General features: G+C 53.3%; 21 protein-coding genes, 1 tRNA gene and 1 pseudogene. 12 read left to right on the top strand and 11 right to left on the bottom strand.

Going from position 1 to position 25,296, the window contains the following annotated elements:
- Positions 1-11: 11 nt before the first annotated feature.
- On the bottom strand, positions 12-1,127 hold the full coding sequence (locus tag AC0VXT_RS18075; RefSeq protein ID WP_475546518.1) for a hypothetical protein: 1,116 nt from the start codon (positions 1,125-1,127) through the stop codon (positions 12-14).
- A gap of 83 nt (positions 1,128-1,210) precedes the next feature.
- On the opposite strand from AC0VXT_RS18075, the gene AC0VXT_RS18070 reads away from it, so the two are divergent.
- From AC0VXT_RS18070 to AC0VXT_RS18060, 3 genes and pseudogenes are all read left to right on the top strand, one after another.
- Positions 1,211-1,426, top strand: coding sequence for a hypothetical protein (locus AC0VXT_RS18070; protein WP_475546517.1), 216 nt, complete (start codon positions 1,211-1,213; stop codon positions 1,424-1,426).
- Positions 1,427-1,516: 90 nt separating this feature from the next.
- Positions 1,517-4,220, top strand: a pseudogene (gene secA, locus AC0VXT_RS18065) (preprotein translocase subunit SecA).
- Between the two features lie 67 nt (positions 4,221-4,287).
- Positions 4,288-4,998: a class I SAM-dependent methyltransferase gene (locus AC0VXT_RS18060; protein WP_475546516.1), complete on the top strand. Its 711-nt coding sequence runs from the start codon at positions 4,288-4,290 to the stop codon at positions 4,996-4,998.
- On the opposite strand, the gene AC0VXT_RS18055 is transcribed toward AC0VXT_RS18060, so the two are convergent.
- Positions 4,995-5,840: an alpha/beta hydrolase gene (locus tag AC0VXT_RS18055; protein ID WP_475546515.1), complete on the bottom strand. Its 846-nt coding sequence runs from the start codon at positions 5,838-5,840 to the stop codon at positions 4,995-4,997. The genes AC0VXT_RS18060 and AC0VXT_RS18055 overlap by 4 nt on opposite strands.
- 112 nt (positions 5,841-5,952) lie before the next feature.
- On the opposite strand from AC0VXT_RS18055, the gene AC0VXT_RS18050 reads away from it, so the two are divergent.
- From AC0VXT_RS18050 to AC0VXT_RS18035, 4 genes are all read left to right on the top strand, one after another.
- Complete coding sequence (locus AC0VXT_RS18050) at positions 5,953-7,446, top strand: ankyrin repeat domain-containing protein (RefSeq protein ID WP_475546514.1); 1,494 nt, start codon at positions 5,953-5,955, stop codon at positions 7,444-7,446.
- Positions 7,447-7,524: 78 nt separating this feature from the next.
- Positions 7,525-7,956: an 8-oxo-dGTP diphosphatase MutT gene (mutT, locus tag AC0VXT_RS18045; protein ID WP_101298861.1), complete on the top strand. Its 432-nt coding sequence runs from the start codon at positions 7,525-7,527 to the stop codon at positions 7,954-7,956.
- A gap of 65 nt (positions 7,957-8,021) precedes the next feature.
- Positions 8,022-8,786 (top strand): competence/damage-inducible protein A, encoded by a 765-nt coding sequence (locus tag AC0VXT_RS18040; protein ID WP_475546513.1) that lies wholly within the window; start codon positions 8,022-8,024, stop codon positions 8,784-8,786.
- Between the two features lie 73 nt (positions 8,787-8,859).
- Positions 8,860-9,201, top strand: a complete 342-nt coding sequence (locus AC0VXT_RS18035; RefSeq protein WP_475546512.1) for a hypothetical protein — start codon at positions 8,860-8,862, stop codon at positions 9,199-9,201.
- Positions 9,202-9,281: 80 nt separating this feature from the next.
- Here AC0VXT_RS18035 and AC0VXT_RS18030 read toward each other — a convergent pair whose 3' ends face one another.
- The 3 genes from AC0VXT_RS18030 to AC0VXT_RS18020 form a co-directional block, all read right to left on the bottom strand.
- Positions 9,282-9,533 carry a hypothetical protein gene (locus tag AC0VXT_RS18030; RefSeq protein ID WP_276653236.1) on the bottom strand — a complete coding sequence of 84 codons (252 nt, stop codon included), beginning with the start codon at positions 9,531-9,533 and terminating at the stop codon, positions 9,282-9,284.
- Positions 9,534-9,596: 63 nt separating this feature from the next.
- Positions 9,597-10,283: a 5,6-dimethylbenzimidazole synthase gene (gene bluB / locus AC0VXT_RS18025; RefSeq protein WP_022730907.1), complete on the bottom strand. Its 687-nt coding sequence runs from the start codon at positions 10,281-10,283 to the stop codon at positions 9,597-9,599.
- Positions 10,284-10,416: 133 nt separating this feature from the next.
- Positions 10,417-11,631 carry an autotransporter domain-containing protein gene (locus AC0VXT_RS18020; protein ID WP_475546511.1) on the bottom strand — a complete coding sequence of 405 codons (1,215 nt, stop codon included), beginning with the start codon at positions 11,629-11,631 and terminating at the stop codon, positions 10,417-10,419.
- 409 nt (positions 11,632-12,040) lie between these two features.
- Here AC0VXT_RS18020 and AC0VXT_RS18015 point away from each other — a divergent pair.
- Positions 12,041-12,128 (top strand) — tRNA-Leu (locus tag AC0VXT_RS18015).
- Positions 12,129-12,404: 276 nt separating this feature from the next.
- Here the strand turns inward: AC0VXT_RS18015 and AC0VXT_RS18010 are convergent.
- Positions 12,405-13,133 (bottom strand): substrate-binding periplasmic protein, encoded by a 729-nt coding sequence (locus AC0VXT_RS18010; protein WP_475546510.1) that lies wholly within the window; start codon positions 13,131-13,133, stop codon positions 12,405-12,407.
- A 309-nt stretch (positions 13,134-13,442) separates the two neighbouring features.
- On the opposite strand from AC0VXT_RS18010, the gene AC0VXT_RS18005 reads away from it, so the two are divergent.
- Both AC0VXT_RS18005 and AC0VXT_RS18000 read left to right on the top strand, forming a co-directional pair.
- Positions 13,443-13,829, top strand: a complete 387-nt coding sequence (locus AC0VXT_RS18005; RefSeq protein ID WP_240626263.1) for a hypothetical protein — start codon at positions 13,443-13,445, stop codon at positions 13,827-13,829.
- 21 nt (positions 13,830-13,850) lie between these two features.
- Positions 13,851-14,126: a DUF3572 domain-containing protein gene (locus tag AC0VXT_RS18000; protein WP_022730912.1), complete on the top strand. Its 276-nt coding sequence runs from the start codon at positions 13,851-13,853 to the stop codon at positions 14,124-14,126.
- Positions 14,127-14,144: 18 nt separating this feature from the next.
- On the opposite strand, the gene AC0VXT_RS17995 is transcribed toward AC0VXT_RS18000, so the two are convergent.
- Together AC0VXT_RS17995 and AC0VXT_RS17990 are read right to left on the bottom strand one after the other, a co-directional pair.
- Positions 14,145-14,681, bottom strand: a complete 537-nt coding sequence (locus AC0VXT_RS17995; RefSeq protein ID WP_475546509.1) for a GNAT family N-acetyltransferase — start codon at positions 14,679-14,681, stop codon at positions 14,145-14,147.
- 20 nt (positions 14,682-14,701) lie between these two features.
- Positions 14,702-15,538, bottom strand: a complete 837-nt coding sequence (locus AC0VXT_RS17990; protein WP_475546508.1) for an undecaprenyl-diphosphate phosphatase — start codon at positions 15,536-15,538, stop codon at positions 14,702-14,704.
- A 265-nt stretch (positions 15,539-15,803) separates the two neighbouring features.
- Here AC0VXT_RS17990 and AC0VXT_RS17985 point away from each other — a divergent pair, with 265 nt between their 5' ends.
- Together AC0VXT_RS17985 and gltB are read left to right on the top strand one after the other, a co-directional pair.
- A complete protein-coding gene (locus AC0VXT_RS17985) occupies positions 15,804-17,234 on the top strand; it encodes an NAD(P)-dependent oxidoreductase (protein ID WP_475546507.1) in 1,431 nt (476 codons plus the stop codon).
- Positions 17,235-17,263: 29 nt separating this feature from the next.
- Complete coding sequence (gene gltB / locus AC0VXT_RS17980) at positions 17,264-21,829, top strand: glutamate synthase large subunit (protein WP_475546506.1); 4,566 nt, start codon at positions 17,264-17,266, stop codon at positions 21,827-21,829.
- Positions 21,830-21,997: 168 nt separating this feature from the next.
- Here the strand turns inward: gltB and AC0VXT_RS17975 are convergent, their stop codons facing one another.
- The 3 genes from AC0VXT_RS17975 to AC0VXT_RS17965 all read right to left on the bottom strand — a co-directional run bounded on the left by AC0VXT_RS17975 (position 21,998) and on the right by AC0VXT_RS17965 (position 25,255).
- Positions 21,998-22,228 (bottom strand): hypothetical protein, encoded by a 231-nt coding sequence (locus tag AC0VXT_RS17975; protein WP_022730917.1) that lies wholly within the window; start codon positions 22,226-22,228, stop codon positions 21,998-22,000.
- Between the two features lie 156 nt (positions 22,229-22,384).
- Positions 22,385-22,609 (bottom strand): hypothetical protein, encoded by a 225-nt coding sequence (locus tag AC0VXT_RS17970; protein WP_022730918.1) that lies wholly within the window; start codon positions 22,607-22,609, stop codon positions 22,385-22,387.
- A 288-nt stretch (positions 22,610-22,897) separates the two neighbouring features.
- On the bottom strand, positions 22,898-25,255 hold the full coding sequence (locus AC0VXT_RS17965) for an ATP-binding protein (RefSeq protein ID WP_475546505.1): 2,358 nt from the start codon (positions 25,253-25,255) through the stop codon (positions 22,898-22,900).
- Positions 25,256-25,296: the final 41 nt, after the last annotated feature.

Genomic DNA, 25,296 nt, shown 5'->3' with positions numbered 1-25,296 from the left:
CTTCCTGTTCTTTAGGCCTGAACGTCTTGTTGTTGGGTTGGATCAAGGACGGGAACGGTTTCACCGGTCGGGAACGAGAAGGTCGCACCATTATCGTCCTGACCAAAACGGCCCATCGGCATCAACACATCAACCGTCAGGTTAAGCTGCGGCTTGCCCGTACCATCGTCTGGTGCGGACTGGTCAATGCCACGGACAATCAGGGTTGCCTGTTCCATGAACTGTTCGGTGATCTGCGCGTTGAGTGCGGCCATGCGTTCGGCGGCCAGTGCCTGACCAGACGCCGCTTCGCCGGAAGTCCCATCGGCGTTTTCACCGTCTTGACCATTGCCATCCGTGCCAACCGTTGCGTTCATCAGCTCGCGGATAAAGTCAGCAACGCCGTTATCTGACATGTCAAACAGAAGTCCGCCATTTTCGGCATTGGCTGGATTGCCAAGGACATCGACCAGCGAACCACCGCCAAGACCATCCATCACCGCACCAAGGGCGCCAAGGGCTGCCCCCATGCTGTTGCCAATGGCAATGGCTTCGGTGCGGACGACTTCAATCTTGGAGGCCTGATAGTTAAACGAAAACTCGCCGGTTTCGTTATTGATGCTGATATCAAGCGACTGCACTGCCATCATCGCAGACTCGGACGTACCAACGGCCGAACCATTGGCCCCGGCGTATGAAATTGCCGTGCGGCTATGACTTGCGATGGCCTGATCAAAGGAAAATTCAAATTGGTCTTCGCCTTTTGCCGCGTCGCGAATGCCGTTAAACATGGCATCGGTGGCGGCAATGGCGTCGTCTTCGGTCATTCCCGAAAGCTGAAACATTTCTTCGACGCTGCCGCGGACAAGCTCAAGCGATACGTCGAGTGCGCGTTCAAACAGCTCGTCGGTGGTCAGCGGCTTGGTTGAAAGCCCCTTACCACTGGCCGGGGCCAGCTGTGCCGAATTGTTATGCGCGGCCAGCGCATCATCAGAAAGAGCAACCGGATCGACCCGCTGTCGCGCGTTGGTATTGGTCTGCGCAGCATCCTGCTGGGTTTCGGTGCCGGGTTTTGTAAACTGCTGACGCGCATCCTGCAGGGCAGATTGCCCTTGTCGAAATGGATTAAGCGCGGAAAAATCGACCATTTCCTCCTCCTGAGGATTTCTTGACGGTCAGGTGCAGGTGACAAGTCCAAAAAGACAGGGCGTACTGAACCGGCGCGTCGAAAATGAGCTACTTGCTCATGCAGATTAAAATTGAACTGAAATTATACGTTGTTTTTTTTAGATTCTCAAGCAGCAAGCCGTCAGACGTTGTTTTGCAACAGATTGCAGGGGTTCCAAAGGCAAAAGTCAGGCCTGATTTTGGGGTGAAAGGGCGAAATTTTCGCCCAGAACTGGCTAAAACCAGCCATAACATTAGCGATATTGGTTCGTTCCGTTGACAGATGGCGGGCAGGGTTCTATCTGTGATCGAGCCCCGGCCTGTGGTCGCTGCTCTATATCTGTTTATTCATTTGTTCAGGAACGTATTAATGCTCGGCTCCATCGCCCGGAAAATTTTCGGTTCTGCTAACGATCGTGAAGTCAAAGTCCTGCATGCCACGGTCGAGCAAATCAATGCCCTGGAACCCGAAGTCGAGAAACTCTCAGACGATGAACTGCGCGCCCGCACTGACTGGCTGCGCGAACGTCTGAAGAATGGCGAGACTTCTCAAGGACATTTTGCCCGATAGCTTCGCGACGGTTCGTGAAGCTGCCAAACGTGTGCGCGGCGAACGTCATTATGATGTTCAGCTGCTTGGCGGCATGGTTTTGACATCCGGTAAAATCGCCGAGATGAAAACCGGTGAGGGTAAAACGCTCGTTTCGACTTTGCCGGTTTATCTGAATGCCATCGAAGGCAAGGGCGTTCATGTTGTCACGGTGAACGACTATCTGGCCCGTCGCGATGCGGAATGGATGGGCGAAGTTTATGGCTTCCTTGGTTTGACGGTCGGCGTGGTCATGCATGGCATGACCGATGATATGCGCCGTTCGGCATATGCCTGTGACATTACCTATGCGACCAACAACGAGCTTGGTTTCGATTATCTGCGCGATAATATGAAATTCCGCCTCGAAGACATGGTGCAACGTCCGTTCAACTTTGCGATCGTCGATGAAGTTGACAGCATCCTGATTGACGAAGCCCGCACCCCGTTGATTATTTCCGGTCCCGCCGAGGACAGTTCGGAGCTGTATCGCGCCATTGACGCGCTGATCCCGAAACTGACCGAAGAAGATTATGAGAAAGACGAAAAAGCCCGCGCGGTTACCCTGACAGAAGACGGCACGGAAAATGCCGAACGTCTTCTTGGTGAAATGGGAATCCTGACCGAGGGCACGCTGTATGACGTTGCCAACGTTCACCTTGTCCATCACGTCAATCTGGCCCTGCGTGCGCATAAGCTGTTCCAGAAAGACACCGACTACATCGTCAAGGACGACAAGGTCGTTATCATTGATGAATTTACCGGTCGTATGATGGAAGGTCGCCGGTATTCCGATGGCTTGCATCAGGCACTTGAGGCCAAGGAACAGGTCAAGATCCAGAACGAAAACCAGACCTTGGCGTCGATTACGTTCCAGAACTATTTCCGTCTGTATCCAACCCTTGCGGGCATGACCGGTACGGCCATTACCGAGGCCGAGGAGTTCGAGGAAATCTACGAACTTAAGGTCGTCGAAATCCCAACCCATCGCCCGATTGCGCGTAAAGACGCCGATGACGAGATTTATCGCACTGCAAATGAAAAGTGGATCGCGATTTCCGAACTGCTGGCCGATTGTCATCAGCGCGGCCAACCTGCCCTTGTCGGGACGGTGTCGATTGAGAAGTCCGAAATTCTGGGCGCGCTTCTTAAGGAAAAGAAAATTCCGCACGAAGTTCTCAATGCCAAGCAGCATGAACGCGAAGCCCTTATTGTTGCCCAGGCAGGTGCGCCGGGTGCCATTACGATTGCAACCAACATGGCCGGTCGTGGGACCGACATTAAGCTTGGTGGTAACGTTGAGATGCGCGTCGAGCATGAATTGGCCGATGTCACTGACGAAGCCAAACGGGCTGCTGCGATTGAAAAGATCAAAGCCGAAGTCAAAACCGATCAGCAAAAAGTTCTTGATGCTGGTGGCTTGTTCGTCATTGGGACTGAACGCCATGAATCGCGTCGTGTGGATAACCAGTTGCGTGGTCGTTCAGGCCGTCAGGGTGATCCGGGCGGGTCGAAATTCTTCCTGTCGCTTGAAGATGACCTGATGCGCATTTTCGGGTCTGAACGTATGGACGGCATGCTTCAGAAACTTGGTCTGCAGGAAGGTGAGGCGATCTATCACCCGTGGATCAACAAGGCGCTCGAAAAGGCACAGCAGAAAGTCGAAGGCCGTAACTTTGACATTCGTAAAAACGTGCTGAAATTCGATGATGTCATGAATGACCAGCGTAAGGTCGTTTACGAACAGCGCCGTGATTTGATGCAGGCCAAACATGTTGCCGAAGACGTTGCCGATATGCGTGCAGAAGTCATCGAAGACATGGTCGAAAAATTCTGTCCGGTAAAAGTCTATCCCGAGCAGTGGGAAGTTGCCAGCCTGCACGAAGAAGTCACGCGTCTTCTGGGCCTCAATCTGCCGATTTCTGATTGGGTTAAGGAAGAAGGCATCGATCCTGAAGTCATGCGCGAACGGATTAGTAAGGCTGCGGACGATAAAATGGCGGCAAAGGTTGCCAATTATGGTGCCGATATCATGCGTCAGGTCGAAAAAAGTCTGATACTTCAGCTTCTGGATCAGACTTGGAAAGATCATCTTCTGGCACTTGATCATCTGCGTCAGGGCATTGGTCTGCGCGCCTATGGTCAGCGTGACCCGCTCAATGAGTTCAAGCGCGAAGCGTTTAACATGTTCGAAGGCATGCTGGTAACTTTGCGTGAACGTGTGACACAGATGCTGTCGCATGTTGAATTGCAAAGCACGCCGCGTGAAGAAGACCTTGAGCCGCGCCGCACGCAGCAGGAAATGCACGAAAACCTTGCCGACCATGCCGAAGGCGGTGATGACGGTGCCACGGTGCAGTCACGTCAGACAGCCGGAAATGTTGACCCCAACAATCCAGCGACGTGGGGCCGTGTTGCCCGTAATCAGCTCTGCCCATGTGGTTCGGGCAAAAAATACAAACATTGCCACGGTCAGCTTGGCTGATTGGATTGGGTCGTGAACTTGATAGTTGTTGAATCAATGAAAATTCAGAGAAGACAAGGGCGGGGACATGGGGATTCGTAAGGAAATTGCGAAACTGAAGGTGAAAAACAACCGTAGCAAGCTTCTTAAGGAATTTGCACACAACGCATGTGATGTTGAGTTTGATTGGGACTGGAAAGAAACCAATTACAATCGTATTTCTCTGGTGAACATGCTGATTTCAAAGACGGGTGGTCCGGATGTTTCCTATCTTGAGATAGGCTGTTTTGGGAATGCGCTATTTGATTCGGTTTTTGCCGATAAGAAAACTGGCGTTGATCCAGCTAGCGGCGGAACTCATAGAATGACGAGTGACGCCTTTTTTGAACAAAACAAAGAGATGTTTGATGTTGTGTTCATTGATGGCCTGCATGAATACGAACAAGTTCGTAGAGATACCATAAATGCATTAAATTTCCTGAAGCCAGGTGGCTGGATAGCATTTCATGATCTGTTGCCAAGAACATGGAAAGAACACCATGTTCCAATGTTGCAAGACAGTTGGACTGGCGACTGCTGGAAAATCGCGTTCGACTTGGTACGATCAAGAAACCTCGACTTCAAAATTGCCAAAATTGATCACGGCGTAGGTGTTTTGCGTCGTAAGAATGACAGTGCGGCAGTTGAAGGCTCTGTTGCTGATATGGTTGATAAGCAGTTTGACTACTTTGCTAAGAACATAGATGAATTGCCTGTGTGTGGTTGGATGGACGTTAAGGCCTGGGTATGCAGCATCTAAGTTTTTTGTCTTAAAAACCTTTTGATTTCCCGAATAATAACTTCATTGGTTGTCAGATAGAACCCCAGCGCGATTAATGTTCCGGCATGACCGGTCTCGGGGATCTCAACCAGCTTGGTGTCCGGGGCCAATTTGGCCATGTTACGTGAATTGCGCGGATAAACCGTATGATCGTGGGTTCCTGTGATCAAGAGCAGTGGCGGCATGTGTGTCAGGTCCATCTCGACCGGCTGACTTTTAACTGCTGGCGTGTCGCCAAAGGCATTCTGGGTTGCTTTGACGTCATAGGGATAAAAATCATACGGACCAGACAGGCCGATGATCCCGGCAATGTCACTGGCATTCATCTCAACCGCGCGCAGATAATCGGGATCGGCGACGAGCTGAACGGCGTTGTATGCACCGGCCGAGTGACCCGCAAGGATCATCGGGCCAGCAGCGATCTTGCTGGGGTTCCGTTTGCCAAAATCTTTCATGAAGGCCACGGCCCGTGCGCAATCTTCGATGAATTTTGGAAAATGCACATCGGGTACGAGTCGGTAGTCGGGGATGGCAACCGCATAGCCCATCTCGGTGAAACGTTTGGCGACAAAGGCGTATTGCGCCTTGTTTCCAGCATCCCACGACCCACCATAAAACCAGACAATCAGTGGTGCGGGCGCGCTGCCATCATTTGGAAGATACAGATCAAGCTTATGGCGCGGTGCTTCACCATAGGCCAGATCGGTGAAGGTCGGTTGATAATCACCTGCCTGAAGCTGATTAAAGGCGGAAAGTTTGTCGCAACCTGCTAGGAACAGGGCGGCAATCAGGGCATTTGCGGTTAGTTTGAGTATACGCATTATCACCATAAAGCAGATGCTGTTGACTGAAATGTAATACCCTATACGTAGCTACTGCTCATAGGGATTGCTTTCATTTTCAAGGGAATAGGCTGTGCAGGACGCGCAAGGCTTGATTAAGACATCACGGGTGATATCGGCAGTATTTTCGATGCTGTTTGCAGTTGCGTCGTCATCGGTCGTATTCGCCACTGAAAGTACCGGTGAAAGTGCAAATGATACAGCCTATGAGGCAGCCATTGCCAATATGGGCGAACACCCCGATGTCGCCGAACGTATGGTCAACAAGCGCGATGATGCTGTCGGGCTGCTGGATCGGATGTTGTTTCTATTTGCCTTTAAGGACGATAGCCCGGCGCGAACCAGCGATATTCAGGCATTGCAAACCAAAATTGATCAGGCTGTCGCACCCTTAACCGATGGATACATGCGCGCGGTGGTCGGGCCAACCGTGGTCTTCGATGGCACTGCACTGAGTTTGGAGCCAACCATCGTCTTGGCGTCGAGTACGGGTTTTGCCAATACGCATTCTGCCTTCTACGCCATACCTTGCGCGGTTCTACAGAAAAAGCCGGAATTGCTGGATGTGACGGCCCCGATGGTTGGCGGTAACCGTGACAATTTCATGCCGCGATCAGGCTGCGTTTGGGGGCGGGGTGAAGTTGCCGATTATCCGATCGACGCATTAAGCAGCTATATGTATGTCGCCGACGGTGCGACGGGCGATATGTTTGGCCCCAATCAGGGAAGCATTCGCTTCGCGCAGGCCGCTGCTCAGCAATGGGGTATGCAAATCGCCATGCTTGATCCGGATGCGTTGTTGCCTGCCCCGCCCGGACCCCGTAAACCATTTGAAGTCTGGTCTTATCTTTCGTGGGCGAACCGCGATGTTTTCAACGCCATTACCCGTGTGCTTTCCACGACCCGTAAAGCACTGATTTCCTATTGGCAGTCAAACGGGAAAGATCGTGAAACGGCAACGGAAATTGCGCGCAACACATTGTTTAGCGTCGTCTATGGTGCTGATTGCGATACGGCGGTTCCGCTAAATTCCTTGCGGGTGATGTTGGTCGATGATCGCCCGCTTACCGATATTGAAAAAGTTGCCCAACAGCACGCCGGGCAGGACGGTGATCTGTTTGAAAACTGTGCCGCCTATGCCGGGATTGATCCGTTGCTTCATATCGCGGTCCCCCGCCCGGAAAGCCTCGATGTGTTACGCGCAAACGGGTATTTCGACGATGTTGAAGCCCGTAACGGATTTGGCAAAACTGCATTGATGGCAGCCGCACAGCGCGGCAGTTTGACAGCGGTTAAATGGTTGCTGGATCATGGTGCCGATGTTGCCGCGCGTACCGACCCCGGCGATGAATGGCTTTATCCCCGGCATGGTCAACGTGCCGCCCTTCATTACGCCGCCGCATCCGGGGCGATTGAGATTGTGAAAGTTCTAATCAAGGCCGGGGCCGAACGTAGTGCGACCGATGATTTAGGGTTTTCGGGGCGTGATTACCTTCTGGGGCGCGACGATTTACCGGGAAATACAACAATTTCAGCCGCAGATCAGGCCGCCCTTTTGCAAATCCTTGATCCTGACGGTAAATAAGATCATGCGCCCCTTGGCGAAATCGGACTTGCGCGATAAAACAGGATGATGAGCATACAACAACAAGATAAGGGCTGCATGTCGGTTGACCTGCGCCAGGGCAAAACCCCCGAAAAAACAGTGTTTGTCAGTGCGGTGGCATTGGTGGACGCGGACCACCGCGTTTTGATTGCCCAGCGCCCTGAAGGCAAATCCATGGCCGGCCTTTGGGAATTTCCCGGTGGCAAGGTTGAAGCGGGCGAAACGCCGGAAATGGCGCTTGTGCGTGAACTTAAAGAAGAGCTTGGCATCGACATTACCGAAAGCTGCCTTGCGCCGTTTACATTCGCGTCCTTCACCTATGATGATTTTCATCTGATGATGCCGCTTTATCTGTGTCGGGTGTGGAAAGGCGACATCACGCCGATGGAAAATCAGCAGGTCAAATGGGTGCGTCCGGTGCGTTTGGGGGATTACCCGATGCCGCCGGCTGATGTGCCGCTTGTGGCAATGTTACGCGATTTTCTCTGAGCCGTTTGCGGCTTGAATACGTATCGCTTGATACGAACAAATATGAATGAAGTTGTGGGGATATCATGTCTGATCCGGTGCGCGCCTGTCTGATCATTATCGGCAATGAAATCCTGTCGGGGCGAACCCATGACAAGAACCTGCCGTATCTGGCCGAAGAACTTAATATCCTTGGCGTGCGACTGGCCGAAACGCGGGTTATCCCCGATATCGAACAAACCATCATCAATACCGTCAATGAATGTCGGGCCGCGTTTGATTACGTCTTTACCACCGGCGGGATCGGTCCGACCCATGACGACATCACATCCGAATGTGTCGCCAAGGCATTTGGGGTTCCGATTGAACTCAATGCCGATGCGCACGCGCTGTTGAAAAGCCATTACGAGAACCCCGAAGATTTGAACGCGGCCCGTTTGCGCATGGCGCATGTGCCCATCGGGGCAGAGCTGATTGATAATCCGATTTCAAAGGCACCCGGTTTTCGCATGGAAAACGTCTATGTCATGGCGGGCGTGCCGATGATCATGCAGGCAATGTTCCAGGGCATTAAGCACCAGCTGGTCGGCGGACGCCCGATGGTGTCGCGCTCGGTCGGTGGCTATATCCCCGAAGGCACAATTGCCAAGGTTCTGGGTGAAATTCAGGGCGACTTTCCCAACACCGATATCGGTTCCTATCCGTTCCTGCGTGAAGGCAAGCTTGGGACAACCTTGGTTGTGCGCGGTGAAAATGCTGATGAGGTCAATCAGGCTTCTGAACGGATCCGAACCACGATCACCGATCAGGGACGTGATGTCATCGAAGATACCGGCGAAGTGTCGGCCTGATTGTTTTTCATCAAGGCTCCAAGGGTTCAGAACGGGTAAGCTTGGTTTGATTTCCGCTTAGGGGTTCGCGCCAATGACGTCCTCAGACGACAGAAACACTCCGCAAGATGATCCACGCAACAGCAAAGCTGCGCGTGAAGGCCGTTTGATCATTAAATTTCTGATCGAGCATACCGCCTATGGCGGATTTGGTGCGCTTGTGTTTGGCTGTCTGGTGCTGTTTTTTGATGTCGGCGGGATTTACAGGCTGGCGATGGCATCACGCGACGCGCCGATCTTCATCTTTCTGCTGTTCTTTGGCCTGTTCATCACCTTTGGCGGGATCAGCATGGGCATGGGAATTATGGGGCTGGGGAGTTTTTCCGATGATGATCGATACCGCGATGAACGTACCCGCCAACGCGATGATGACTAAGTCCTGCAACGCGACATTATCCGGACATGGAAAAGGCGCCACATGACGGCGCCTTTGTTTCTTGCGGTCTTGGTTGTTGCTCAGGGACGATCCGCACCGGTTTTTGACCGAATAACACGCGCGACGATCATGCCGATGATCCAGCCTGCCAGCGGCACGACAAAGATATAATCAAACATTGGATGTGTGGTGTCGCCGCCAGTTATCGCAAGGATAAACCCAACCCAGCCTGCCGTGAGCAAATAGCCCATAATCTTGAAATAGATTGCATTAGACAGCGTTTTCTTTTCGGGCTGCTCGGGGTTTTGTGGTTGGTCTTTGTCGGCAGACATCCTGATATTCCTTGTGCGTGGTTATTGTGTTGTGTGCGGCTGTGTGTGGGAACGCCGTTGGCTTTAACGTTCGAGGGTGAGGGCACTGGGATCAATGCGGTCCTGCCAACCTTCGCGGACCAGTTCAGGGACAACATGGTCTTCTTCCGGATAGCCGATACAAAGATAGGCAATCAGGCGCCAGTGTTCAGGCACTTCAAGCGTTTCCTGAACGGTTTTGGGTTCGAGGATGGACACCCAGCCAACACCGATCCCCTTGACCCGTGCTGCCAGCCACAAGAGCTGTACGGCGGCCACAGCCGAATAATCAAGCATCTCGGGCATGGTTTTGCGACCCAACCCCATGCCAGCTTCGGTCTGTTCATCGGCAAAAACCGCAAGCTGCACCGGTGCCTGATCCATGCCCTGTAGTTTAAGGGATGCATAAAGCTTGGCGCGTTCACCGTGATACTCGTTAAGCGCTTCCTGATTGGCGCGCTCAAAACTGTCGCGGATGGCTTTGCGACGCGTTGTGTCATTGACCTTTACAAAGCGCCACGGCTGACAATTGCCAACTGACGGGGCAAGGCAGGCTTCCTTGATCAATCCGTCAATATCGTCTTTTGGGATCGGGTCGGTGCGAAACCGCCGCACGTCCCGCCGCCAAAGCAAAAGATCGATAAACTGCCTTTGAAATTCTCGATCAAAGACCGGCGGCGTCAGGGCATCTGTGCCCGTGTCGTCAGGGGTTTTGATATCGGGCGTGGTCATGCGCAAACCTGCTGGAATTGGCGTTTGTATACTCAGGTCTGCACCCTACCTGCCAGATTGATCCTCGCCAATAGCTAGATGCCTGTCACAGCCGCAATCAGCGATTCTCTAAACACTCAATTGAGTTCAGAACCTAGAATTTGAAATCGACAGTGACGAGGCCGGAATAGTCACTGTGCTGGACTTCATATGTGAATTTCCGACGCATTTCAAAACTGACCTGACCGGGGAATTTGCCCCATTCGTGGGTCAACCCGCCGCCTGTTTCAAGATAGATGTTGGTACTTTCCGTGTTGATATAGGGGCTTAACGTGCCATAGCCACGGGGCAATTCTTCGGTCATGGAGAATTCAGAACGAATTCCTTCCAGCACTTCACTATCTGTTGCCCGTTCGCGGAAGCCCTGAATGCTCATGCCAAAGTTCATCGGGTCATAGATATATTCGCTGCCGGCAAAATATCGGGTTGATCCACTGCGACCATAATCCTGATTCATCATCGCAATGGTTTCTTCCTGCCCGGCAAAGGGAATAATCCGATGGTTTCCCATCGATATGCGATAGCGGGCTTCGGCAACCGCATCAAATAGCTGGGTGTAGGCGGTGTTTTCCGGGATCATGCTGCCGTCGGTTGCGCGCGCAGATTTGACATTTTCACGTGCGGTGATCATGTCGCCGTCAAGCTGAACTGTAAGTGGCAGGCTGCCAAATTCATATTCCGAGCCAAACCCGATGGAGTTTGAAATTGTGGTGCTTTCAAGTGCTTCGGCATAACGAAGAGTGTCGGGCCCTGTGCCAATAGCAGATTGGCTGATGGTGCTTTCGCCAAAGCTGACACTGCCGCGCAGATTAAGCCAATCGGTCATGCGCGCCACGAAATAGGGTGAAACTGCCAGATTGCTTTCGCGATATTCCAACTGCCGTGCACCAGACTCGCCAGCCGTACTGCCCCAGCCAACGCCAAGACCCAGCACCAAACCATCGGCCACCAGATAGTCGACCCCGCTATCAATCGAAACGGTGTCGCCGCTCAATCCGGGGTCATATCCTGTACCGGCGATCCGGTTTTCAATATCGGCCTGATTGCCGACAACCCATATGCTCAGCGGCACACTTGCGGAGCGTGATTGTGTTGGGAAGGTACCGGCAGCACTGTCAAAATCAATTTTTTGGGCCAGCGACCGTAAAGCCGCCCGGCCTCCGAATGCTTCTAGAGTAGTCTCATCTCCTGTACCAAGTTCAAGTGCCGTTGCCGGTTGGGCCTCGGCCGGGATCGAATCGTCGAGCATCAACGGTCCAAGCGTGCTGTCATAAAGGTCCTCGTCCATTTTATCGTAAAGCCGGTTCATATGACGTCGCCGATTATTGGCCCGGTTCAAGGTTTCACTGCGTAAAATGGGGGTGTCGGGGCGCGCGCCACTGTTTCCGGCCAAAGCCAGAGGAACAAATTCAGCTATGCCACTACGGTGCAAATACAAGGCCGTCGAAGCCAGGCACACCGAAGCAATCAGGACAGTTGGCAAGGGCCTGTGCATATGTGTCAGCGCGTTGTAATTACCGGTACGCTGCATGCTGGCGATGAAATGTGCACCTAATATGGAGAAAGGCAGGCAATCATGCCGCATTGACATCAGGTGCAAGGATGGAAAAGGATCAAATTCAACAACCACCACCAAATGCAGCAATAGGATGTTGCACCAACGTCAAAGCCGCGCTAGAACCCTGATCTGCCGGTTCCAAAGCCGGATGTCGCGCGTTGCGGGCGTGGCGAAATTGGTAAACGCAGCGGACTTAAAATCCGCCGGTCCTAAAGACTTTGCCGGTTCAAGTCCGGCCGCCCGCACCATCATCCCAAATTACGAATAAACAAATTTCTGGGTTCCTCGGCCATGGGCGATGTGGCGGATGCGGCACTGCCACGAAATAACCCGTTTTAACCCATAGATTGAATTGTGAGCCCGATGCCGACTGTCGGTATTGGGGCTTCAACCTTGGTTGAAACAGGAGACTAAGATGATTCATCTGGTTGCTTTTGGCATTATTGCCGCGACAGCATTGTTCGCATCCTGACCTGATTGTTGGCATCTCGTATGCTCAGCACATCAAAGCATTTACTGCACAGTTAAAGCGCGTTCGAATTGACCTGTTGGATGATCGGTTTCGGACGGCTTTTTGTGATGTGCTGGCGAAGGTGGCGAATGTCTATTTGCGTTGCCGGTGACGTCGCAAAATAGAAGGTTTGCGTCGTAATCGGCTCGGAACTGACGTGTATCATCTCGGCAAGTTCCGGGTAGGTGTGAAGCAGGGTGTCTAAGACCGCCTTTTCCATCAGCCCACCATCCGCACGGTTGCTTGCGACCATGCGCAGGATCGTCAGATCATCGACGACCTCAATGATGTCGACGTCTTGACGGCGACTTTCAAACGCATCCCCATACCAGTATCCTGCACCAAGTGCGATGCGATGGTGCCAAACCTGCGATGCTTCCAATGGATCGTCGCGGTGTGACAGCAGAACTGTATCGCTGATCAGGATGGGAAACTCGTATTCCAGGCCGTAGGTCTTTGCCTGCCCCTCTTCGGCGCAAAATATGACGTCGACATTGCCGCTGCGTGCGGCTTCTATGGCGCGTTTCCAGGGAAAGACGTTGATGCGAACCGAATAGCCAAAGCCCTGCAACAGGTCCTCGACATACTCAACAAGAATACCACCGGGCTTTTCCCCATCAACGACATAGGGCGGCCACGGGCTGCAGGCCGCAATGATATCTTCGCCATCCGCAAATGCGCTAACAGGGGCCATCGGCAAGGCAAATAGCAGAAACCGTAATCGGTGAAGAAGGCGGATCATCTGCTGGTCCATGAAAATGTGAGAAGAACTGTATGTATGCCCGATCAGCAGAAGTTTTTAGGCGCAAGGTACCTAAAAAAGTGCGCTGATCTGCGACTTTGTTGCCAAGTAATTGTTTTCGCGCCCGGAATGTAAATGGCATGGTGTTCGAAAAATTATCCGATGTCGCAAGGACTCTTGGATCGGAAAATGCGCGGCGGGCTGTGACGAGATGCACAGTTTGATTTGGTTTACCGGATTTAAATCGGTTGGGCATATGAACAAGGGAAAGCTGCAGGTGTGCCCAATGATGGAAGTGACCCATTGAACATGATCGATAAAGAAGACGAAGGACCACGCAAGAAAGAGCGGATCGGCAAATATGTCGTTCCCGAGGAGCGTGCGGCCAATATCGTCAAACAGCTCGATGAGTTCTTGCGTAAAGGACCCAGTAAGGGACTTAAATATTCCCGTTGGCAGCAACTGGCTTGGTATGAAGTTGTCGATGAAATCAAGCGCGCCGAAGCGGCCCAGAAAAATCAGGACACTCTGACCAAATCGGCATTCCTTAGTCTGGCGATTGGTTTTGGCACGGTTGGCTTTTGGGGACTTGTTTTATTGGCGGGAAACGGTCTGGGTGGTATTGCCGCAGGCGTGATTGTTATCGCCGGGCTTGTGATCTGGCGGGCAATGGCCAAGGCAAACTGGTTTAAATGACCCTGTTGGGTGGGAAACACCATGAATAAGGACGCAGCTGAAACACTCGCCATTCAGGCCGTGGCGCATATCGCCGGTGATGAAGAACTGTTGCAGGGGCTTTTGGCGCAAACCGGCATGGGGCTTGATGACCTGCGTAAGGGCATTGCGACAAACGAAGTGCAGCTTGGCGTGCTTGACTTTTTACTGTCTCACGAGCCATTCCTGATGCGCTTTGTTGATTTGTCTGATTATGCCCCCGAAGACCCGGCCCGTGCGCAACTTGTTCTGTCTGGTGGACCGATCTGGCAGGACTGATCGGCCTTGAAGCCGGTGTCAGGCACTGATGGATGGATGTGGCGTGATATCGGGGCGCGGATCGGTTCGCAGTAACCCGTAAATAACCGAGTCACGTATGCCAATATGGGTTTCCCATTCACCGCGAAGTTGCCCTTCGCGCGTAAATCCCAGCTTCTCAAACGTTTTTAGGGACGCGTGATTGTCCGGGTCAATATCGGCATACACACGCCGTGCCGTTGTCGTCGCAAACAAGAAGCCAATCGCATAAGACAATCCGCGTGCAGCAAAGTTTTGTCCGCGTGCCGCCGGTGCAACCATGCAGGCCGCTTCCCATACATTCGGATCACGACCGATGTTATAAAGCGAGATCCGCCCAACAGCTGGACCATCTTCGGTCTGTGCGATGGCCCATGATGTTGCCTCGAAACCGTCGGTCCAGGATTTCAATTTGGCAATGGTGGTTGTGACATCTGGAAAAGCAGGATCAGGCAGCCACGTGCAGCAATCTGGATTTCCAAAAATCGCATGCAGTGCCGGACCATCGGCAATCGGATTAAGCGGACGCATATACATTGGTAAGGGCTTTGTCGTGGTTAGTTCAGAAAACCAAGGCTGATCGGAGCTTGGTCATACACGTAAACCCAGACAAGCAAACCGCCACCCAGAAGAATTCGATAAATGGCAAACGGCGTGAAAGTCGACCGTTTCAACCAGTTCATCAGAACTGCAATGGCAATCAGGGCTGTGATGAACGATAGGCCAGCCGCCAGAAACACGTCTCGGGTCAGGGCCATGTCGCCTGATTGCTGCAAATCGATACCTGCCAGAAGGCCAGCACCCAGAATTACCGGGATCGACAACAGCATAGAAAACTGCGCTGCGTCAGATCGCTCATAGCCCATGAAGCGCGCCGCTGTCATGGTGATGCCCGACCGGCTTGTCCCTGGAACAAGGGCAAGAACCTGCGCCATGCCGATAAACAAGGCACCGCCCCAGCGCATGTGCTCAAGACGGTTGATGGTCATGCCGATCTTATCGGCAATCCACAGTACAATCCCGAAGCCAAGTGTCGTCCAGGCAATGACTGCCACAGAACGCATCTGTTCCTCGATGCCCGAAACCTTGAAATAGAAGCCAATCGCGACAACCGGGATGGTGGCGAGGATGATGTGCAGTGCGAGTCGCGCGCCAGGATTGATCCGACCGGACAAAAGAACGAAGACTCCGCCGATCATGGCGAAAACATCACGCCAGAAATAGATCAACACAGCGGCAAGTGTGCCGACATGAACCGATACATCTACCAACAAACCCTGATCTGCTGCGCCTGTCAGGGCAGGGGCAAGGATCAGGTGTCCCGAAGAACTGATGGGCAGGAATTCCGTGATCCCCTGGACGACTGCCAGAAGAATTATATGTTGTAACGTCACTCCGGCCTCTATGGCTGTTCTCGGCAAAAACTCATCACTTATAGCAGTTTAGCCCGATTTGGCGAAATGCATTAATAGTACCATTTTGGTACTAATGAAACTTTATTACAGGGGAGTTCTCAGGGGTTCTCTGGGCATTTAGAATCGTCGCAGTATGATATATGTCAGTATTGGTGACCTAATGTGCATTTAATGCTGGATTCTTGGGTATTTGCCACGTATATAAAGCGAAACCCGCAACATAAAACCCTTCCAGAGGGCCGCCATGACAGAGAAGATGCTGACATTTGTTCATTTAGAACAAAAATATCCGCACAAAAGAGATGCCTCCGCGCGTCGGACGGACTTTGATGAGATTTATGAGCCTTTCGAGGACAGCTCGGCCGCCGATCAGGCGTCGCGTTGTTCGCAGTGCGGTGTGCCGTTCTGTCAGGCGCATTGTCCGTTGTATAATAACATCCCCGACTGGCTGAGCCTGACGACAGCTGGGCGCCTTGAAGAAGCCTATGCCATTTCGGCGGCGACCAACAATATGCCGGAAGTCACTGGTCGTATTTGCCCGCAGGATCGCCTGTGTGAAGGCAATTGCGTGATCGAACAGTCAACGCATGGGGCTGTGACCATCGGGTCTGTCGAAAAATACATTACCGATACCGCCTTTGCCAACGGCTGGGTCAAGCCGCCCAAGCCAGCCACTGAAAACGGCATGTCTGTCGGGATCATTGGCGGGGGCCCCGGTGGCATGGCTGCGGCTGAACAGCTGCGCCTTAAAGGATATGAAGTCCATATCTATGACCGGTATGACCGCATGGGTGGTCTTCTGGTGTATGGTATTCCGGGCTTTAAGCTTGAAAAAGATGTTGTCGAACGCCGTGTCAAACTGCTCGAAGAAGGGGGTGTTGTCATGCACACCGAATTCGAAGTAGGCCGTGATGCATCGCTTGAAGACCTGCGCCGCAAACATGACAGCGTGTTGATCGCAACGGGTGTTTACAAGGCGCGTGATCTGAAATTGCCGGGCGTTGGTCTTTCCAACATCTATCCGGCACTGGAATATCTGACCACATCGAACCGTCATGGACTTGGGGACAGTGTCCCGGCCTATGAAGACGGAACACTGAACGCCAAGGACAAGAATGTTGTCGTGATTGGCGGCGGTGATACCGCCATGGACTGTGTCCGTACCGCGATCCGTCAGGGTGCGAAATCGGTCAAATGTCTGTATCGCCGTGACCGTGCCAATATGCCGGGTTCCCAGCGCGAAGTTGCCAATGCCGAAGAAGAAGGCGTTGAATTCGTCTGGTTGACCAACCCCGAAGCATTCGTTGGTGACGACAAGGTAACCGGTGTTCGTGCGATTAAAATGCGCCTTGGTGCCCCGGATGCTGGCGGACGTCAGAGCCCGGAAATCATCGAGGGATCAAACTACACCATGGATGCCGACATGGTGATTACCGCTCTTGGGTTTGAACCGGAAGACTTGCCGACCCTGTTTGATGCGCCGGAACTTGGCGTGTCGCGTTGGGGAACGGTCAAAATCGATTTCCGCTCGATGATGACCAATCTTGATGGGGTGTTTGCTGCTGGTGACATCGCACGCGGCGCATCGCTTGTTGTTTGGGCAATCCGTGATGGCCGTGATGCGGCAGACCGGATCGATGAATATTTGCTGGCGCGCAAAGAAGCTGCTGCTTAAGCCCGCTGCCGCATGAGGAGAGAGACGTTATGAACAAAATCGTTCAGGACAAGGTACTACAAGGAACGGGTGCTGTTGAGATCGCCCGCTTTGAAAAGAACGCTGCCTATCTTGAGGCAAGCGGCATGTATGATCCGGCAGAAGAGCACGCCAACTGTGGCGTGGGTCTTGTCGGGGCGATTGACGGCAAACCGCGTCGCGAAGTTGTCGAAGCCGGGATTGAGGCGCTCAAAGCCATCTGGCACCGTGGTGCTGTTGATGCCGACGGTAAAACTGGCGATGGCGCAGGCATCCACCTTCAGATTCCGCAGGATTTCTTCAAGGCATACCTCAAAGTCATCAATCAGGAAGCCCCCGAAAGCCTGATAGCGGTTGGTCAGGTCTTCTTGCCGCGTATCGATATGGCCGCACAGGAACGTTGCCGTGCGATTGTCGAAACCGAAATCCTCAAACAGGGCTATGGTATTCTTGGCTGGCGTCAGGTGCCGGTTGATGTTTCGGTCATTGGTGAAAAAGCCAACCAGACCCGCCCGGAGATCGAGCAGGTCCTGATTGGCGTGCGTGATGATGTTGATGAAGAACAGTTCGAAATCGATCTGTATGCCATCCGTCGTCGCATCGAAAAAGCCGTCCTGTCCGAAGCGATCAAGGACTTCTATATCTGTTCGATGTCGTGCCGTTCGGTGATCTACAAAGGCATGTTCCTGGCCGAAGACGTTGATACCTTCTATCCGGATCTGCGCGATGAGCGGTTCGTTTCGAACTTCTGCGTCTATCATCAGCGCTATTCGACCAACACCTTCCCAAGCTGGCCGTTGGCACAGCCGTTCCGTGTTCTGGCCCACAACGGCGAGATCAACACGCTGCGCGGTAACGTCAACTGGATGAAAAGCCACGAAGCGCGCATGGCCCATGACGCGTTTGCCGAAAGCATCGATGACCTCAAGCCGGTCATTCAGCCGGGGTCATCTGACTCAGCGGCCTTGGATGCCGTGTTTGAATTGATGGTGCGTGCGGGCCGTGACCTGCCGATGGTGAAAACCATGATGGTGCCGGAAGCATGGTCGAAAAAGGCCTCCACACCAGACAGCTATAAAAACCTATATGCCTATTGCAATGCCGTGATGGAGCCGTGGGACGGCCCGGCAGCCCTGGCTGCCTATGGCGGCAAATGGTTGATGGGTGGCACGGACCGGAACGGTTTGCGTCCGCTGCGCTATGCGGTAACGGGCAATGGTCTTCTGATTGCCGGTTCCGAAGCGGGCATGGTGCATATCGACGAAGAAAGCTGCATTGAAAAAGGCCGCCTCGGCCCGGGACAGATGATTGCGGTCAACCTTGAAGAAGGCAAGCTGTTCCACGATGGTGAGCTCAAAGACCGTCTGGCAAACCGTCGCGACTGGTCGAAATGGGTCGGTCGGACCAAGGTCCTTGATGACCTGATTTCGCCTGACCGCATCGAACCGGCACACATTAAAAAAGAGCACCTTCTGCGGCTGCAGAAATCAATGGGCCTGACCCACGAAGACCTCGAACTGATCCTTCATCCGATGGGCGAAGACGGCAAGGAAGCCATCGGTTCGATGGGCGATGATACCCCGCTTGCGATCCTGTCGGATCGGTATCGTGGTTTGCATCACTTCTTCCGTCAGAACTTCTCGCAGGTGACCAACCCGCCGATCGATTCCCTTCGTGAAGCCCGCGTCATGAGCCTGAAAACCCGTTTGGGCAACCTTGGTAACATCCTTGATGAGGATGAAAGCCAGTGTGATCTGCTGCAGCTCGAAAGTCCGGTTCTGACCAACGCCGAATATGACGCGATGCGCGGTTATATGGGCGACACGGCGGTCGAAATTGACACCACCTTTGATATCAATGGTGGCAAGATGGCCCTGCGTGAAGCGATTTCACGTATTCAGCGCGAAGCCGAAGAAGCCGTGCGCGGCGGTGCCCTGCACGTCATTCTGACCGACGAAGGCATTTCTGAAACCCGTGCGGCCATCCCGATGGTTCTGGCGACCGGTGGCGTTCACAGCCATCTGGTGAAAACGTCGCTTCGGACGTATATCTCGCTCAACATTCGCTCGGCGGAATGCATGGATGTGCATTACTTTGCCGTTCTGATCGGTGTTGGCGCGACCACGGTCAATGCGTATCTTGCACAGGAAGGTTTGCTCGATCGCTATGCACGCGGCCTGTTCCCGAATGTTGCGGGCAGCGTCGAAGTTATGCAGCGTTTCAAGGCCGCCATTGATGCCGGTTTGCTCAAGATCATGTCGAAAATGGGCATTTCGATCATCAGTTCCTATCGCGGGGGCTATAACTTCGAAAGTATTGGTCTGTCACGGTCCTTGGTGGCGGAATTCTTCCCGGGCATGCCGTCGCGCATTTCTGGTATTGGCCTGCAAGGGATTCAGCGCCGCTGCATAGCCCAGCACAAAGAAGCCTTTAACGGTAATGTTGTGACCTTGCCGGTTGGTGGTTTGTACAAATACCGCCGTTCGGGTGAACGCCATGTCTGGACCGGTCCGCTGATCCATACGTTGCAGTCGGCCGTTACCACCGGCAGCTACAACACGTTCCGCAAATTCTCCGAAGGTCTGCGGTCGCGTGAACCGCTGCATCTTCGTGATTTGCTTGATTTCCGCAGTGACCGCAAGGCCGTCCATCAGGACAAGGTCGAAAGCATCACCGAAATCCGCAAGCGGTTCGTCACCCCGGGCATGTCCCATGGGGCACTATCGACCGAGGCGCACGAGGCCCTTGCGATTGCCATGAACCGGATCGGTGCAAAATCGAACTCCGGCGAAGGGGGTGAATCGCGTGAACGTTTCCGCCCCCGTGCGAACGGCGATAATGCGCGCTCCTCGATCAAACAGGTTGCCTCGGGCCGCTTTGGCGTGACGGCGGAATACCTTAACAACTGCGAAGAAATTCAGATCAAGGTCGCCCAGGGTGCAAAACCGGGCGAAGGTGGTCAGCTTCCGGGCTTTAAGGTTACCGTCGAAATCGCCCATTTGCGTAATGCAACGCCGGGTGTGACCCTGATTTCGCCGCCGCCGCACCATGATATCTACTCGATCGAAGATCTGGCACAGTTGATCTATGACCTCAAACAGATCAATCCGCGCTGTAAGGTTTGCGTCAAGCTGGTATCGCGGTCTGGCGTTGGCACGATTGCGGCCGGTGTGGCCAAGGCCAAAGCCGACGTGATCCTGATTTCCGGTTATGACGGTGGTACGGGTGCAAGCCCGCAGACCTCGATCAAATATGCCGGGATTCCTTGGGAAATGGGCCTGTCGGAAGTCAACCAGGTCCTGACACTCAACAACCTGCGCAGCAAGGTCAAATTGCGCGTCGATGGCGGGTTTAAAACCGGTCGTGACGTGGTGATTGGCGCGATGCTGGGGGCTGAGGAGTTTGGTATCGGTACCGCGTCCCTGATCGCACTTGGCTGTATTATGGTGCGTCAGTGCCATTCAAATACCTGCCCGGTGGGTGTCTGTACGCAGGACCCGGCGCTGCGGGCGAAATTCGTCGGTACGCCAGATAAGCTGGTCAATCTGTTCACCTTCATGGCCGAGGAAGTCAAAGACGTTCTGGCCGAGCTTGGCTATGACAAGCTTGAAGATGTGATTGGCCGCTCCGAGCTGCTTCAACAGGTTCACCGTGGTGCAAAAGACCTCGTTGACCTTGATTTGAACCCGCTTCTGGCGCAGGCCGATGCTGGCGGTCATGCTCGTTTCTGCACGACGGTTGGTCGGAACGAAGTGCCTGACACCCTTGATGCCCAGATGATCAAGGATGCCCGTCCGCTGCTTGAAGACGGCGAAAAGATGCAGTTGCAGTACAACATCCAGAATACCCAGCGTGCCATCGGTACGCGGATGTCGTCCCTGATCACGCAGAAATACGGCATGACCGGCCTGAAACCGGGTCACTTGCATGTGCGTCTGCGTGGGTCGGCCGGTCAGTCGCTTGGTGCTTTCGCCGTACAGGGGCTTAAGATCGAAGTTCAGGGCGATGCCAACGATTACGTCGGTAAGGGGCTTTCGGGCGGAACGATTGTTCTGCGTCCGCGCCCAAGCAGCCCGCTTAAGACCAACGAAAACACCATCATCGGCAACACCATCCTTTACGGTGCGTCGGCCGGGAAACTGTTTGCGGCCGGTCAGGCCGGGGAACGTTTCTGTGTCCGTAACTCCGGTGCAACGGTTGTTGTCGAGGGCTGTGGTTCGAACGGTTGTGAATATATGACCGGCGGTACGGCTGTGATCCTTGGCTCTGTCGGTGAAAACTTTGGTGCTGGCATGACCGGTGGCATGGCTTTCATCTACGACGTCAATGACACATTCGCCGATGTCGTCAATGACGGCTCCATTCTTTACCAGCGCATTGAAACCCAGCATTGGGACGAACAGTGCCGGGCCCTGATCGAGGAGCATGTTGCAGAAACCGAAAGCGGTTATGCACGTACCATCCTTGATAACTGGGATCGTGAACGCGGTCACTTCTGGCAGATCGTGCCAAAGGAGATCGTTGATAAGCTGGAACACCCTATTCGCTCGATGAGCGAAGACCAGGCAACTGCGTGATCTGATCACGCTTTTGCGCAAGCTCCCTTGTCCAACACACCTGGACAAATAAACTGGCCCCGTACTTCGGTACGGGGCTCTTTTCTTTGCCGGCAACGGTCGGGGATGCAAAAAGGCGGGTCAGAAATGGCCCGCCTTTTTATAGGGTGCCGCGTAAAGGCGCGCGCTCTAAAGCAGGATATTGAGATACGTACCACGCCGGGCATTGTGGTCGATCTGATCGGTGGCGATCAGATTGCGCAGGCGCGCAAGCTGGGCGGCGATAAAGCTGTCAGGTGATGGCTGATCGGGAAGTGATGGCATACGCCCACGGGCGCGCAACGCGCCATCCTGTCGGGTCGTGCGCGCATCCTGCAGGCCTGTTTGGGATGTTCCAGTACCAATTCTATTGGTGGGCATCTTACCGCTGACAATGTGGTTCAGGTTTTAAACTGCCTGATCGTACCATGTGTGTCGTGGTTTGTCATGAACAGGACGCTTGCGATGGCTGCTTGCCGTTTAGACAGAAAAAAGGGTGGCGACTGCCACCCTGGAGGAAGCTAACGAGAGGGAAAATCACGTTAGGATATTAACATTCGTACCGCGTGCGCCGCGCGTTTCGAGCGGCTGGTGTTCTGTCACAATAGAACCAATGGTTTTGGCAAGGCTGGTTGCCTTGTTAATCGCACCTTCAGCGGCGGCAAACGGCAGTGACGGGCTTGCGCCACCTTGCGGCGTAATCGCCTCGTTAACAGCCTGTGCTGCGGCACTTAATCCTGAACCCTGAACTGAACCAACCATTCTGACCTCATTACATTACCGGAAGGGGATATTTACCCATCGCAGGAGGTGATTAAATCTCTAGCTCCTAGAGTATGAGTTCAGTATGTCAAAAAATGTGATGGCTGTCACACTTGGGCAAGCCCCGTGCAAATGGGGGTGTGTAACCACGTGCAATACAACGATTTCGCACGGTCAAAATGGAAAGAATTTTTTAACCTTTTGCCAAGATATCGGCCAAAAAAGTGTAGCAAAGCCCCAAGACTCGACCCCAAAAACCAGTGCGAGGCCTGTTTTCGTCGATTTCCCTTAGGTGCTTTGGCGCTCAGCGCGAAGTGCCAGGGCATCGTGGATGGCTTTTTGAAGTTGTGCCGGGCGGAAGGGCTTTTTGATAAACACATAATTGCCCAGAAGCTTATCAAGCTCCTTGCGCGACCGTGCAGGGAAGCCGGACATAAAGACAACAGCGTATTGCGGGTTTTGGCGCAATGCTTCGATGATCAATTGCGGGCCACTGCGCCCTGACATGACAACATCGGTCAGGATCACGTCGATCTTGTTGGTGTCGTCGGTGGATTTAAGGATTTCAAGCGCCTCTTCGGTGCTTTTGGCCGAAACGGCCTTAAATCCGGCATCCTCAAGGATGATGCCCGCAGTTGTGCGCAACGACTGTTCATCATCAACCACCAGAATGCGTTCGCCATTGCCCGGAATGCTATCGATCACGTCTTTTGACTGGGTTGCTTCCTCGGTGGCTTCGACGTGCGGTAGATAGACCAAGAAGGTTGTCCCTTCGCCTTCGACGGTTTCGACATTGATAAAGCCATGGGCCTCTTCGACCCAGTTATGAACAATCGAAAGTCCAAGCCCCGTCCCCTTGCCCGGCTCTTTGGTAGAAAAGAACGGTTCGAAAATGTTTTCCAGAATATCATCAGGGATGCCCATGCCAGTATCCTGCACTGTGATGACTACAAACTTTCCAGAAACATTATCGGGATAGGTTTCCTCGTCATCATCGCCGGTGCGTTGTGCCAACGGCGCAATCTCAACACTGCGCGACGAAATTTGCAGTGTGCCACCGTCAGGCATGGCATCGCGGGCATTGATCGCAAGGTTCAACAGGCAAGCTGAAAGCTGTGTCGGGTCAACGCGGGTGTGAAGCTCCGGCTCGTTCGACCAGATCTGAAGTTCAATCCGGTGTTCAAGCAACGTGATCAGCAGCTTTTCCATCTCGGAAAATACGCTGTACACACGGACATTGGTTGGCTGATCAATGCGACGGCGCGAGAACATCAAAAGCTGATCGGCAACACTGGTGGCGCGCTCACCCAGTGAAATCACGTGATCAAGGTATTCTTTTACGCGATCCGGGTTGTCGATCTTGGCACGTGCAACTTCGGCAAAACTCAAAATACCCGCAAGACAGTTGTTAAATTCATGCGCAACCCCACCGGCCATTTGCCCAACAGCCTCAAGCTTCTGCGACGTTGCCAATTGGCGTTGCAGTGCCTGCTGTTCCTCGGTTGCCCGGCGTTGTGATGTAATGTCACTGCCCGTACCGCGATACCCTTTGAACGTGCCATCAAGTTCAAAGACCGGAACACCATTGATGCGCCCGAAATGCTTTTCGCCTTGGCGCGATGTCCATGAAAATTCGATGTTCTGGAACGCCATATGGGCCGACAAGCGCGAATTAAGATACCGCCATCCATCCTGATCTTCGGAATGAAGTCCCAGTTTGTCAAAAGACTGGCCCTGCGGCGATCCGTTGATTTCTTCGATCAGCTGATAGAATTTATAGGACGCAAAAGCGATTTTAAGGTCCGCCCCCATTTCCCAGTACCAGTCGGCCGATGACAGGGTGAAATCGCGAAAGCGTTCTTCGCTATCGCGTAAGGCGTCCTGCGCGATCTGATGTTGGAGGGTGCGTCGCTCAAGGCTTTCGGCCATGGCATTAAGGCCGCGTTCCAGCGTGCCGATTTCGTCCCGCCCCATCGGGGTCAGCCGTGAACTTAGCTTGCCAATCTGGATGTTATTCACAAACTGGGCTGCTGTAATCAGGCGCTTAAGCACGGTTTGCTGGGTAAACAGAAAAATCAGTGCCGATGTCAGCAAGATGCACATGGCAGAACCAATGAGCAAAACCGACTGCATCTGCCGCTGGCTTGCTTCAAGGCCTTGGGTCGATACCTTGAAATAGGCATACATAAACGGCTGATTGGCATTAAGCGTAAACAGCGGGGTGATACTGACCATGTTGCGGCCACTGCTGTCATCGCTGGTAAACAGGACCTCCTCGGTCATGTCGGCGCGCAATTCATCCTTGGGGAAATCGGGCAGGTCCTTGACCGAACGGCCGATCATCATGGGATCCATCGTGTGATAGATGGTTCCATCAAAACCGATCGCCATTGCCTCCTGCACATGCGGACCCAGCAGAAGTTCCATCTGCTCTGGATCGCTGATGACCGAGATTTTAAGCTGCTCGTCCTGAATTAATCGACCGGGTGCGCTGATTTGTTCGGCAATGCGTCGATCAATTTCCGCCCCAAAATACTGAACATAATACCCGCCAAAAAGCCCGAGCAGAATGGTTTCAACGATCACAATCGAAAGTGCGATCTTGAAAACCAGACTGCCGATCATCCGGTCCAACAGCTTCTTCACGCGGTTATTTTCCCCCTGTCCTCACTCCGTAGAGTGACACA

The sequence above is a fragment of the Thalassospira sp. Z349TD_5 genome, from assembly GCF_056173045.1.
This window is presented reverse-complemented; position numbering and strand designations above follow the sequence as displayed.